10 protein-coding genes are annotated in these 12,049 nt (G+C 67.4%); 3 read left to right on the plus strand and 7 right to left on the minus strand.

The genetic code is table 11. The features are described 5' to 3' along the window. The first annotated feature begins 7 nt into the window (after positions 1 to 7). Together JWQ81_RS05970 and JWQ81_RS05975 are read left to right on the plus strand one after the other, a co-directional pair. Positions 8 to 700: an isochorismatase family cysteine hydrolase gene (locus JWQ81_RS05970; protein WP_297538365.1), complete on the plus strand. Its 693-nt coding sequence runs from the start codon at positions 8 to 10 to the stop codon at positions 698 to 700. Positions 701 to 731: 31 nt separating this feature from the next. Beyond that, on the plus strand, positions 732 to 1,373 hold the full coding sequence (locus tag JWQ81_RS05975; protein WP_297538367.1) for a GntR family transcriptional regulator: 642 nt from the start codon (positions 732 to 734) through the stop codon (positions 1,371 to 1,373). A 9-nt stretch (positions 1,374 to 1,382) separates the two neighbouring features. On the opposite strand, the gene JWQ81_RS05980 is transcribed toward JWQ81_RS05975, so the two are convergent. From JWQ81_RS05980 to JWQ81_RS06005, 6 genes are all read right to left on the minus strand, one after another. After that, complete coding sequence (locus tag JWQ81_RS05980; RefSeq protein WP_297538369.1) at positions 1,383 to 3,410, minus strand: ABC transporter ATP-binding protein; 2,028 nt, start codon at positions 3,408 to 3,410, stop codon at positions 1,383 to 1,385. Positions 3,411 to 3,423: 13 nt separating this feature from the next. Continuing rightward, positions 3,424 to 4,365, minus strand: a complete 942-nt coding sequence (locus JWQ81_RS05985) for an ABC transporter permease (RefSeq protein WP_297538371.1) — start codon at positions 4,363 to 4,365, stop codon at positions 3,424 to 3,426. Next, positions 4,362 to 5,294 carry an ABC transporter permease gene (locus JWQ81_RS05990; RefSeq protein ID WP_297538373.1) on the minus strand — a complete coding sequence of 311 codons (933 nt, stop codon included), beginning with the start codon at positions 5,292 to 5,294 and terminating at the stop codon, positions 4,362 to 4,364. The genes JWQ81_RS05985 and JWQ81_RS05990 overlap by 4 nt, the downstream gene beginning before the upstream one ends. Before the next feature lie 11 nt (positions 5,295 to 5,305). Further along, a complete protein-coding gene (locus JWQ81_RS05995) occupies positions 5,306 to 7,006 on the minus strand; it encodes an ABC transporter substrate-binding protein (protein WP_297538375.1) in 1,701 nt (566 codons plus the stop codon). Positions 7,007 to 7,349: 343 nt separating this feature from the next. Next, complete coding sequence (locus tag JWQ81_RS06000) at positions 7,350 to 8,105, minus strand: SDR family oxidoreductase (protein WP_297538377.1); 756 nt, start codon at positions 8,103 to 8,105, stop codon at positions 7,350 to 7,352. Between the two features lie 359 nt (positions 8,106 to 8,464). Beyond that, positions 8,465 to 9,223, minus strand: a complete 759-nt coding sequence (locus JWQ81_RS06005; protein WP_297538379.1) for an N-acyl homoserine lactonase family protein — start codon at positions 9,221 to 9,223, stop codon at positions 8,465 to 8,467. Between the two features lie 275 nt (positions 9,224 to 9,498). Here JWQ81_RS06005 and JWQ81_RS06010 point away from each other — a divergent pair, with 275 nt between their 5' ends. Continuing rightward, entirely contained in the window at positions 9,499 to 10,755 is a 1,257-nt protein-coding gene (locus JWQ81_RS06010; protein ID WP_297538381.1) for an IS701 family transposase, read from the plus strand. Positions 10,756 to 11,220: 465 nt separating this feature from the next. Here JWQ81_RS06010 and JWQ81_RS06015 read toward each other — a convergent pair. Further along, a partial coding sequence (locus JWQ81_RS06015; RefSeq protein WP_297538383.1) for a putative Ig domain-containing protein occupies positions 11,221 to 12,049 on the minus strand: 829 nt, incomplete at its 5' end.

A 12,049-nucleotide genomic window follows, 5' to 3' on the forward strand; every position in this document is an offset into this window, starting at 1 on the left:
GCAACGGTTGATCGAGATCGAAGGCAAGGTCGTGTTCACCGAGCTCGTGGAGCTGGTCGATCCCGCGCACGCGGCTTTGGTCCTGGTGGACATGCAACGGGATTTCATCGACGAGGACGGCGCTTTCGCGGGGCTCGGTGCGGATTTGAGCATGTACCCGGCAATGCGGCCGCGGCTGGCCGCCTTGCTCGAGGCGGCGCGCTCGGCCGGTGTGCTGATCGTGCACATCCAGATGTCCGCGTTGCCAGGTCGCGGCAGCGACTCGCCGGCGCAGCTGAGGTTCAACCTGCGCATGCATTCCTCCCTCCGGGCCGACGGTCCGGCCCTGCGCTACACCGAAGTCGGCTCACCTGGTCGTGAGTTCGCCGCGGAGTTCCTGCCGCGTCCCGATGAGCTCGTGGTGCCCAAGTGGCGCTCAAGCGCCTTCTTCGGCACCAATCTCGATCTGCTGCTGCGCAGCAACGGGATCAAGACCGTGCTCGTCACCGGATGCACGACAGAGGGCTGTGTCGAGTCCACCGCCCGCGACGCGTTGTTCAGCGACTACTACGTGGTCGTCGTCGAAGACTGCGTCGCCAGCGACGATCGCCGCCAGCACGAGGCTTCGTTGTTGTTGATGCGCCATCGGTTCGACCTCGCCGGCTCCGCCGAGGTGGCCCGGCTGTGGCTGCCCGGCACGGCTGCACCCGGCGTTGCGTAGTGTTATGACCGAAGTCGACAAGGGGGCCGGAATGCCAACCAGCACGGTACGTGCCAGTGACCGGGCGTATCAGCAGCTATTGGACATGTTGCTCGACCTGCGCCTGTCGCCGGGCAGCGTGGTCAACGAGCAGTCGCTCGCCGAAGAGCTCGAGATCGGCCGGATGCCGGTGCATGAGGCACTGGCGAGGCTCGCCAACGACGGGTTCCTGACCGTGTTGCCCCGCCGGGGCACCGTGGTCACCGCGTTCACCCTCGACGACGTCCTCGACCTTTTCCAGGCACGCGAGGCGATCGAGTGCGGATCGACTCACCTCGCCGCCCGGCGCGCGACCGACGAGGACATCGAGCAACTGGAAGCGCTGGCTGCCACCGCGGACGAGGCCCGCAGTGCCGCGCAGACCGAGGGCTACCTCAGGGCCGACTACGAGCTCCACCTGTCGTTGGTGCGCATGCTCAAGAACTCGCTGCTGACCGACACCGTCGAGCGCCTGCTGATGCACAACCTCAGGTTCTGGCGCTTCTACTTCTCGTCCCGGACCGCGCGGCCCACGGCGATGCTCAGCCACGACGATCTGCTCGCCGGCATCCGCAGCCGTGACGCGGACAAGGCGGAGCGCGCGATGCGGCAGCACATCTCCGCCTCACGAGGGATGCTGCAGTCGCTCTTCTGACCGGGCTCCTCATGCGAGCGGAGCCACGGTCTGCGCAGCCGGTGCCGGTTCCACCAAAGGGAAGTGGCAGGCGGTGGTCTGGCCGTCGTCGATCGGTCGCATCGGCGGTTCCTCGGTGGCGCAAATGTCCTGCGCGAGCGGGCATCGCGTGCGGAACCGGCAACCCGACGGCGGCTCGATCGCCGACGGCAGTTCCCCTCGCATCGGCTGCTTCGCCTTGGCCTGCTCGCGGTCCGGGTCGGGTTCGGGAATCGCTTCGAGCAGGCCGGCGGTGTAGGGGTGGGCGGGCTGCCGGTAGATCCGCTCCGCCGGGCCCAGCTCGACCAGCTTGCCCAGGTACATCACGCCGATCCGGTCGGCGAGGTACCTGACCACGGACAGGTCGTGACTGATCACCACGTAGGTCAGGCCCATGTCGCGTTGCAAGGCCTTCATCAGATTGAGCACCTGCGACTGTACGGACACGTCGAGCGCCGACACAGGTTCGTCGGCGACCACCAGCCGCGGGCGCAGCATGAGCGCTCGGGCGAGGCCGATCCGCTGGCGCTGGCCGCCGGAGAACTCGTGGGGGTAGCGGTCGAGCGCGTGTGACGGCAGGCCCACCTGGTCGAGGATCTCGGCGACCCGCGCCGCGCGGTCCCGGCGGTCACCCTCGTACTGGAGCACCAGCGGTTCCAGCAGGCTCGCGCCGACCTTCATCCGCGGGTCCAAGGAAGCCGACGGGTCCTGGAAGACGAGCTGCATGTCCTTGGGACGGATGCGGTTGCGCCGCGTGTTCAGTGTTTCGCCGTCGAAAGCGACGGTGCCCCCGGTGGGTTCGTCCAGCCCGACGATCAGGCGGCCGGTGGTCGACTTCCCGCAGCCGGACTCGCCGACGAGCGCGAAGGTCTCGCCGGGTGCGACCGCCAGCGAGATCCCGGACACCGCCTTGACCGAACCCGCTCGGCGCCGCAGCAGGCCGCCCGCCATCGGGTACTCCCGATGCAGGTCGGTCACTTCGAGGAGTGGCCGCTGTCCCGGCTCCACGGCCGCGCGTGCGGGCTCGCTTCGTCCCGCGGTCCGTGTTGCCACTTCCCTCGCTGGTTGGGGATGGAAGCAGGCGTAGGCGTGTGCTTCTCCGGTGAGAGCAGGATCTTCAGTGCGGCATTGGTCGGTCGCGAACGCACACCGGGGCGCGAACCGGCAGCCGGCGGGTGGCCGGGCCAGATCCGGTGGCATGCCTGGGATCGAGCGCAGTTCCTCCCCCCGTTCCTGGTCCAGCCTGGGGATCGCACCGAGCAGCGCCACGGTGTAGGGATGGCGCGGCCGGGCGAACAGCTCGCGGGTGGGCCCGGACTCCACGATCCGCCCCGCGTACATCACCAGCACGCGGTCGGCACGACCGGCGATGACGCCGAGGTCGTGGGTGACCAGCAGGACCCCCATCGACAACCGGTCGCGCAACTCCTCGAGCAGTTCGAGGATCTGCGCCTGGATGGTCACGTCGAGCGCGGTGGTCGGCTCGTCGGCGATCAGCAGCTTCGGCTCACACGCCAGTGCGAGCGCGATCATCGCCCGCTGCCGCATGCCGCCGGAGAGCTGATGCGGATAGTCGCCCAGCTTTTGTGTCGGCTGCGGCATGCCGACCAGCCCGAGCACCTCGACCGCACGTTCGCGCGCCTGGGCGGCACTGGCTTTGCGATGCAGCCGGACGGCCTCGGCGACCTGCTTGCCGATGGTCATCGTCGGGTTCAGCGAGGTCATCGGGTCCTGGAACACCATCGCCACGTCCCGCCCGCGGGTCTGGCGCATCTCGCGTTCGGGGAGCCCGGTCAGCTCGCGCCCGGCCAGCCGTACCGAACCCGCCGTGATCCGGCCGTGCGGGGGAAGCAGGCGCATGAGCGACATGCCGGTCATGGTCTTGCCACAGCCGGACTCGCCCACCAGGCCGACGGTCTCACCGGGAGCGATGTCGAACGAGATGCCGTCCACAGCGGTGACGATCTCTCGCCCGCGCCGGAGCTGAGTACGCAGGTCGCGGACTTCGAGCAGAGTCACGATTTCCCCTCTTCTAGTTCGGCAGCGATCCACGCCGGACGCGGACCATGCGGCGGGGATCGAGTACCGAGCCCACGTAGTCGCCGAGGTAGTTGCTGAGCAGGATGGTCGCGGTAATGGCCAGTCCGGGGAACGTCGAGATCCACCAAGCGGTTTCCAGGTACTGCCCGCCCGACGAGAGGTCGACGCCCCAGTCCGGGGCCGGCAGTGCCACCCCGAAGCCGAGGAAGCTCAGGGTCGCCGCCGTCAGTACCGCCCAGCCGATCGCGCTGCTGGCCACGACGGCGATCTCGGTGGCGAGGTTGGGCAGCAGATGCCGTACCACCGTCCGCAGCCGGCTCGCGCCGAATAGCTTTGCGGCGGCGACGTAATCCGCGGTGCGCAGGCGTTGCACCGAGCCGTAGACCACGCGGGCGAACGCGGGGATGTAGGCCACGCCGACCGCGATCACGATGCTCGTCACGCCGGTGCCGACGATCGCGACCACCATCAGTGCGATCAGCAGCGCCGGCAGCGCGAGCATCACGTCGAGCACGCGCATCACCAGCCCGCTGACGAAGCCACGGGCCAGCCCGCCGAGCAGGCCAAGCGATACTCCGGCGACGGTGGCGATCAGGATGCCGACGACACTCGCCAGCAGGATCGGGTGCGCTCCCCACACCGCGCGGGTCAGCACGTCCCGGCCGAGGTCGTCGGTGCCGAACCAGTGGTCGCCACTCGGCGGCTGGAACGCTCCGGAAACCGAAGCGGTCGGATCGCCAGAGGCAATCAGCCCGGGAAAGACCGCGACCACCACGAGAAAGATCACGAGCACGGCGAGCACGACCCCGGACACCAGCCCACCGCGGGCGAACATCGCCGTCGCGGCGCTGAACCGGCGCCGTGACGGGGCGGCCGGCGGGCGGGGCAGTGGGGCAGGCGTCACGTCTGCGCCCTGCCGGTCGGTCGCCGTCACACGGCCACCTTCTTTCGCGTCCGCGGATCGATCACGCCCACGAGCACGTCGACCACGAGGTTGATGAGCACGTACACCACACCGATGAACAACACCGCGCCCTGCACGACCGGGATGTTCTTCGCGGCGATGGACTGGACCAGGAAACTGCCCAGCCCTGGCCGGCCGAAGATCACCTCGATCGCCGACGCGCCGGTGAGGATGTTGCCGATCTGCAGGCCCAGCATGGTGATCGTGGGGATCACCGCGTTGCGCAGCGCGTGGTTGAGCAGCACCCGGCCCTCGCCACAGCCTTTCGCGCGGGCCGTTTTGATGTACTCGTCCTGGTACTCCTCGATCAGCCTGCTGCGGACCAGTCGGGTGAGGATCGCCGCGTAGCCCCAGCCGAGCGCGACCGCCGGCATGATCAGGGAGCCGAAGCCCTGGGTGCCGGTGGCGGGCAGCACCTTGAGCTGTACCGCGAAGATGAGCGTGAAGAGCAGAGCGAGCCAGAAGTAGGGAATCGCCACACCGGACACCGAAATCACCCGGCCTACCCGGTCCCAGATCGAACCCGGGCGGACCCCGCCGAGAATGCCCAGCGGAACACCGACGATGATCGCGATGAGCAGCGCGGCGCCGCTGAGCAGGAATGTGCTCGGTGCCCGTGCCGCGATCTCGGCGAAGACCGAACGCCCGGTCACGAACGAGGTCCCGAGGTCGCCGTGGAACAGCCCACCGAGGTACTTGACGTACTGCTGCCACAGTGGCTGGTCCAGCCCGAGCCGGACCTCGAGGTCGTGGAGCTGGGCCGGTGTCGGGTTGGACCCGAAAAGCATGGCCTGCGCCGGGTTCCCGGGAATCAGATGGATGATGAGGAACGCGACGATGCTGACGCCGAGCAGGACGGGAACCGCGATCAGCAGGCGCCACGCGACGAACCGCGACATGGCCGCTCCTCTCAGGTCAGTGCCGCCGTGTGGAAGAACGGATATCCGGTCACCCCGAAGTTGAGTCCCTTCAGGTTGCTCGTCGCGGAGAACACCCCGCTGACGTTCCACAGCGGCAGGAACACCGCGTCCGCCATGAGGGTGTGCGTGACCTGCTGGTACTGCGCGACACGCGCGGCGTCGGCCACCACCGTGTTGGCCTTCGCGATACCACTGTCCACAGCGGGATTGCTGTAGTGCGCCCAGTTGAACCCCGAGGGGATTTGTTCGGTAGTCACGAGGTTGTTCAGCAGGTAGGGATCCACGTCGTAGTAGAAGATCGCGGACAGGTTCTGCACGCCCTGGTTGTAGGAGGCGGCCGCGGTGAGGAACGGCTGCGAGCTGGTCTTCGCCGCGATGCCGACGGCCTTGAGCTGGCTGACCACATACTGGGTCGGCAGGTCGAAGCCGTTGGAGGACTGGATCAGGATCTCCACCTCGAGTGGCTGACCGCCCTTGGTCCGGGTGCCGCTGCCGGCGGCCGTCCAGCCCGCCTGGTCCAGCAATGCTTTCGCCTTGCCGGGGTCGTAGGCGTACATCGCGTCGTCGGCCTTGTTGTAGCCAGGGGTCGACGGAGTCAGCACGTTGTGTGCGGCTTCGTAAGCGCCCTGCAGCACGGTCTTGTTGAGGGAGTCCTGGTCGACCGCGAAGTTGATCGCCTGCCGCACCCGCAGGTCGTCGGTGGGGCCCTTTTTGACGTTGATGGGGAAGCCGTAGGGCTGTCCGGTGGAGGGCGTGTTGTAGTGCGTGAGTCCCTGTGTGCTGCGCACGCTTTGGATGTCGCTGGGGTTGAGGTTCCAGGCCATCTGGAGCTGCCCGGTGCGCAGCGCGTTGTAACGGGCGGTGGCGTCCAGCAGGATCTTGAAGTTCAGGTTCTTCAGCTTCGCCGGGGCGGCGGCGCCGAAGGCCGCGGGACCCCATTTGTAGTTGTCGTTGCGCACCAGGGAAATGTGGTCCTGGGTCACGTACTCCTGGAACTTGAACGGCCCGGTACCGACCGGATGGCTGCCGAAGCCGGTCGGCCCGTACTGCTTGAGTGCGGTCGGCGAGGACATGCCGAACAGGACCGTGGTCATCTCGTGCAGGAACGCCGCGTTGGGCTGGCTGAAGCGGACCTCGGCGGTGTAGTCGTCGACGATCCGGGTCTCCTGATACGGCCCCAGCGAGCCCTTCGCGGAGCGGGACTTCGTCGCGGGGTCGGTGATGTGGTCCAGCGTCGCCTTCACCGCGGCCGCGGTGAAGTGCGTGCCGTCGTGGAAGTCCACGTCCTGGCGCAGCTTGAAGGTGTAGCTGGTGCCGTCCGGCGACACCTGCCAGCTGGTGGCGAGGCCGGGGTAGAGCTGCTTTCCCCCGTCCTTGGTCGGCAGCCACCACACCAGCGGGTCGAAGATCGCGGAGGCGATCAGCGAGGACAGGATGAGCCCGGACGCACCGGGGTCGAGTGTGTCCGGTTCCTGGTACAACCCCATGGTCAGGGTGTCCGACGGCCCGCTGGAGGTGACGGCGCTGCCTGAGCTGGTTCCACAGGCCGCGAGGAACGAAGTCGCTCCCAGCGCGCCGACCGCAGCCCCGCCGATCGCCAGGAAGCGGCGTCGTGACAAGGCCGGCGGCACACCCGGCGAGAGCCGGGGCGAGATGGGTTCCGGCGGGTTTCCCTCGGTCGTAGCGCGCATTGCCTGCTCCACCTTTGGTTCCGACGACGTCGTCCGGCGCGGGACCGAACTGCCTGAAGTCCCGCTTTGAGCCTGCTAGATCATTGGCCGGACTGTGATATGTCAGGAAGCTAGCAACGTGTCGTTTCCGTTTCGTTAAACCCGGTAAAATCGACAAGTGGGCGCTGTGACCGGGCAGTTGCGGGCCGTGGTGGCCGGTTGCCTGCGCTGGGCCGCGGCCCAGCGCAGGGTGCGGGCCTGTTCGCCGGTGAGGGCCCGATGGGCGACGTGGGGGCAGACGCCGAGCAGATCCGCGTGGGGATGTGCGTCGCACCAGGACTGCGGGGCTTCGGGAACCCGGCGGCTACCGAAGGTAGGACGCGCCGTTCAGGTCAAGGACGGCGCCGCTCGCCCACCGGGCGCCCGGGGTCGCGAGCCACGCGACAGCGGAGGCGACCTCCTCGGGCTCGCCGACCCGGCCGAAAGGGCTCTGCGCGCGGATAGCGTCGCCGCGTTCACCTTCGAGGACCGAGGCCGCCAGATCGGTGTTGACGAACCCCGGTGCTACCGCGGCTACGACGACGCCCAATGGCGCAAGGGAAACCGCGAGTGACTGGGTCATCGAATGTACGGCGGCCTTGCTCGCGCCATACGCTGGGGCGTCGGGCTCGCCGCGGTACGCGCCGCGCGAGCCGACGTTGACGATCCGGGCGCCTTCAGGTCCTTCCGGGCGGGTTCGCAGGTGCTCCACGAAGCACCACGTGACATTGGCGGTGCCGTGCACGTTGACGTCGATGACACGCTGCCAGTTCCTGATCCAGTCCTCGTAGGACGTCACGGGAAGCGGGTGTTCGGTGTAGATACCCGCGTTGTTGATCAGTACGTCGATCCCGCCGAGCCGGGACGCCGTCTCGGTGACGAATGCTCGGACCTGGGCGGGATCGGCGAGGTCTCCGCTGACGACGATGTGCCCGTCACCCGGCAACTTCGCCACGACGGCTTCCGCGGCGGCGATGTCCGCCCGGGCGTGGACCGCGATGGTCATCCCGGCTTCGGCCAGTGCCGACGCCACCGCGGCGCCGATTCCACGGGCGCCGCCGGTCACCAATGCGCGAGCCATGTGCTTCCTCCGGTATTCCGCCGCAGACGGAGCGGCTGGGCAAGGGAATTCAAGTGACGGTTCATCGAGCGCACAGCTCGTCAGGCATCGCCGCAACCCTAGAGCATGATGGAAGTCGCACTCCGAGGCGCTCGGCGAGAAAGGGGTGGCCGGTGACCGGGTGTGAGATGCGGAAAGGTTTGTCCGTAAGGAAAACCAGGACGTGCCCAGTGGCCGGTGGTGCGAACGGAATGGCCTTCGCGAGCGACGGGTACGCGCGGACGGTGCCGGTCCCGTGGCGCGACGGCGTCTGGACCGGGTCGACCAGCTCTGGGAAAGACCGAGCCGAGCGGCCCTCGGACATCGGCGATGGGGGAGGCTCAGCGGTACGAGGAGGTCGGTGCCCAGCGCATGGTGCGGGCTTGTTCGCGGTCGTGGCCGTAGAACATCGTCGCCTGCTCGGCGTCGGCCAGCGCACGTAGCTTCAGCGCGCTTTCCCGGGCGGTCTTCGGGTCCGCCTGGCTGCCCCATGAGTCGTGATCGTAGTTTTCCTGGCAGTAGACGGCATCGCCGCAGAGGATCAGTGAGCCGGTTTCGGGCAGGCGCAGCAGGACCGACTGGTGGCCCGGTGTGTGCCCGGACGTCGGGATCGCCCGGATACCGGGGAAGAGCTCTTGCTCGCCGTCGAGTAGTTCGTAGCTCAGGCTCGGCAGGTTCCAGTACTGGTTGGGGTAGGCAGGATTGTCCTTCGCCAGCTCGTACTGCTCTCGCTGGACGAAAAACGTGGCGTTGCCCAGCAGGTCGTTGTTGCCGGCGTGGTCGAAGTGCAGGTGCGTGTTGATCACGTAGTCGATGTCCTGCGGGGCGATATCCAGCTGTGCCAGCCGGTACAGCAGGCTGTCCTCCGGGCGCATCACGGGCGTGAGCATCGCCGCCTGCGGTTTTCCTCGCCACGTCAGGTCTGGATCGTCCACATGCAGCCGGTTCATCCCGGTGTCCACCAGTGCCAGCTGGTCACCGGGCAGCCGGATCAGATAGGAGGTGACCGGGATGTGCGCGCGCATCCCGTCATAAACGCCCGGCGCGACCACCTCGAACGGACAGGAGCAGTCGCCAACCGGCAGGGCGTACAGTTCCATCGGTTACCAGCACTCCTTGACGTTGAGGGCGAAGCCGATCAGGGTGTTCTGGTGCCCGGCGGGCCGCGACCCGTGAGATCCAGCCACCACCCCCGCGGCACCAACAGTCCGGAGCGCATGCGCAGACCCTAATACTCCAGCCGGACTTCGTGATGTCGCTGGTGGGCTGCCCGCAGGCAGGTGCGGCCACCAGTTGATCATGGTCGGTTGTGTGGACTAACCCTGATCGGCTGGTGGCCGCAGGCCCCAGCGTAAACCCTGACCGATGGACGGTGATGTTCGAGGAGATGGTCACCCGCTTCGCAGGCCGGTTCACCCGCGTCGAACCCCGCCAACGAGCACGAACACTCCTGCTCGGGCTCCTCTCAAACCTGCCGAACAAGAACTGCTGGACCATCTCCGAACACGGCGGCGACGCCACCCCCGACGGCATGCAACACCTGCTGCGCAAAGCAGTCTGGGACGCCGACAAGGTCCGCGACGATCTGCGTGACTACGTCACCGAACACCTCGGCAACACCGGCGCGGTGCTCGTCGTCGACGAAACCGGCGACCTCAAGAAAGGCGTCCACACCGTCGGGGTGCAGCGCCAGTACACCGGCACCGCGGGGCGCATCGAGAACGCCCAGGTCGCGGTCTACCTCACCTACGCCACCGACGCCGGGCACGCGTTCATCGACCGGGCTTTGTACCTGCCGAAATCCTGGACCACCGATGCTGACCGCTGCGCTGACGCCGGAATCCCTGCCGACACTGGGTTCGCGACGAAACCGGCGCTGGCGACCACCATGATCGGGCGTGCCCTCGACGCCGGTGTTCAGGCCGGGTGGGTCGCTGGGGATGAGGTCTACGGCGCCGACCCCAGCCTGCGCGAGGACCTCGAAAAGCGCGGTGTCGGCTACGTCCTCGCCATCGGCTGCGACCGCCGCGTCAGCACCCCAGCAGGGACGTTGCGCGCTGATGGTGTAGCCGCGCGGTTGCCTCAACACGTCTGGCAACGCCTCTCCGCCGGCGCTGGAGCGAAGGGGTATCGCTACTACGACTGGGCCTTCGCCGACATCGACCTCGAAGCGCCCAACGGGTGCCGGTGGTTGCTGATCCGCCGCCACCGCACCACCGGTGAACTGGCGTTCTACCGCTGCTACTCGCCCGAACCGGTGCCACTGCGGATGCTGGTGCAGGTCGCGGGCAGGAGGTGGACGGTCGAGGAATCCTTCCAGACCGGCAAAGGTCTCACCGGGCTTGATCAGCACCAGGTCCGACGGTGGACCTCCTGGCACCGCTGGACGGTCATGGCGATGCTCGCCCACGCCTTCCTTGCCGTCGTTGCTTCTGCCGAACGCAGCCCCGAGTCTGCGGCCGTCGGGTGGATCTCATTGACCTGCAACGAAATCCACCACCTGTTCACCACCCTGATCAGTCGACCGGTGCTTGATGTCGCACATCGGATCCGCTGCTCGACGTGGCGCAGACGTCACCAATACCGCGCCCAACAGGGCCACTACCAGCGACAATCGACCCACGAACCATGACCATCACGAACTACGGCTGGAGTACTAGGGTCTGGCATTGTGCGTGCATATCGCGAGGAGATCGCCCGGACTGTCGCTTTGATCGAGCCCGTCGACGCAGTGGAGGCGGAGCATCGGGCCGCCGTACTTGACTGAATCGACTCGGGTGGGCAGTTGTACCGACTCGTGCCGCCGGATCAGCCGCCCATGCACCTGGTGTCCTACTTCGTCCCCTTCGACTCTGCTCAGGGCTCAATGCTTCTCTCGTCGCATCGGAAATCCGGTCTCGTTCTGCCTCCCGGTGGCCACGGTGAGGTCGGCTGACGTTCGATGAATTGGTGACCGAGCCGGTCGAGCACTTTGACCCGCACATGCATCGCTTCGCGCGGAAACTACGTCACAAGCGCGGAAATCGTGAAGGCCACCTTCACCGCGCGAGACGCGGCGAAGGTGGCCTTCACGAACAATTACGAACTACTGTGGGGATCAGCTCAGGGTGACAGCACCGTCGTCAAGGACGAAGGATGTCTGCGCAGAGCTGTCTTCGACCCCGGCGAACTTCAAGGCGACGGTCTGTCCGGCGAACGAGGACAGGTCGACGGTCTTGAGCACGTAGCCGGCGGCCGCGTTGGCGTTGGAGTAGCTGGCCACCGTGGTGGTGCCCGCGGTGACGGTCAACTTGTCATACACGGTCGACCCGGATTCAGCGGTGTCGATGTGCAGGTAGTAGGTCAAGCTGGCGTGGCAGCCCGCCGGAATGCTCACCGACTGCGAGAGCGTGTCGGTGTGTGCGGAGCCGTACCCGTTGAGCCAGGCGTTCCAGGTGCCGCCGTGGGTCGGCTGGCTGGTGCCGTTCTGGCCGATGACGCCGCTGCTGGCCGTCCACACGGTGTTGCCAGATTCGAAGCCGGGGTTACCCAGCTTCTGGCCGGAGCAGCTGCCGCCGGTGGTGCCGACCGTCCAGCTGAACGTGGCGGTACCGCTGTGGGCGGCGCTGTCCGTCGCGGTCACGGTGACGTTCGAGGTGGCGGCGGTGGTCGGGGTGCCCGAGATGGTGCCGGTGGAGGCGTTGATCGACAGGCCGGCCGGCAGGCCGCTGGCGGTCCAGCTGTACGGCGAGGTGCCTCCGCTGGCCGTAAGCGGCACGTTCACCGCGGTACCGATGGAGCTGGACTGGTTGCCCGGGCTGGCCACGGTGACGGTGCCGGTCGCGCTGCAGGTCGGGTCGCCGGCTTGGGCGGGCACGCTGATCGCGTCCCAGGCGGCCTTGACTGTGTTGAACTGCGTGCAGCTGCCGGGGAAGAGGTTCTTCGCC

It is taken from the genome of Amycolatopsis sp. (assembly GCF_025464955.1).
Taxonomy (GTDB): domain Bacteria; phylum Actinomycetota; class Actinomycetes; order Mycobacteriales; family Pseudonocardiaceae; genus Amycolatopsis.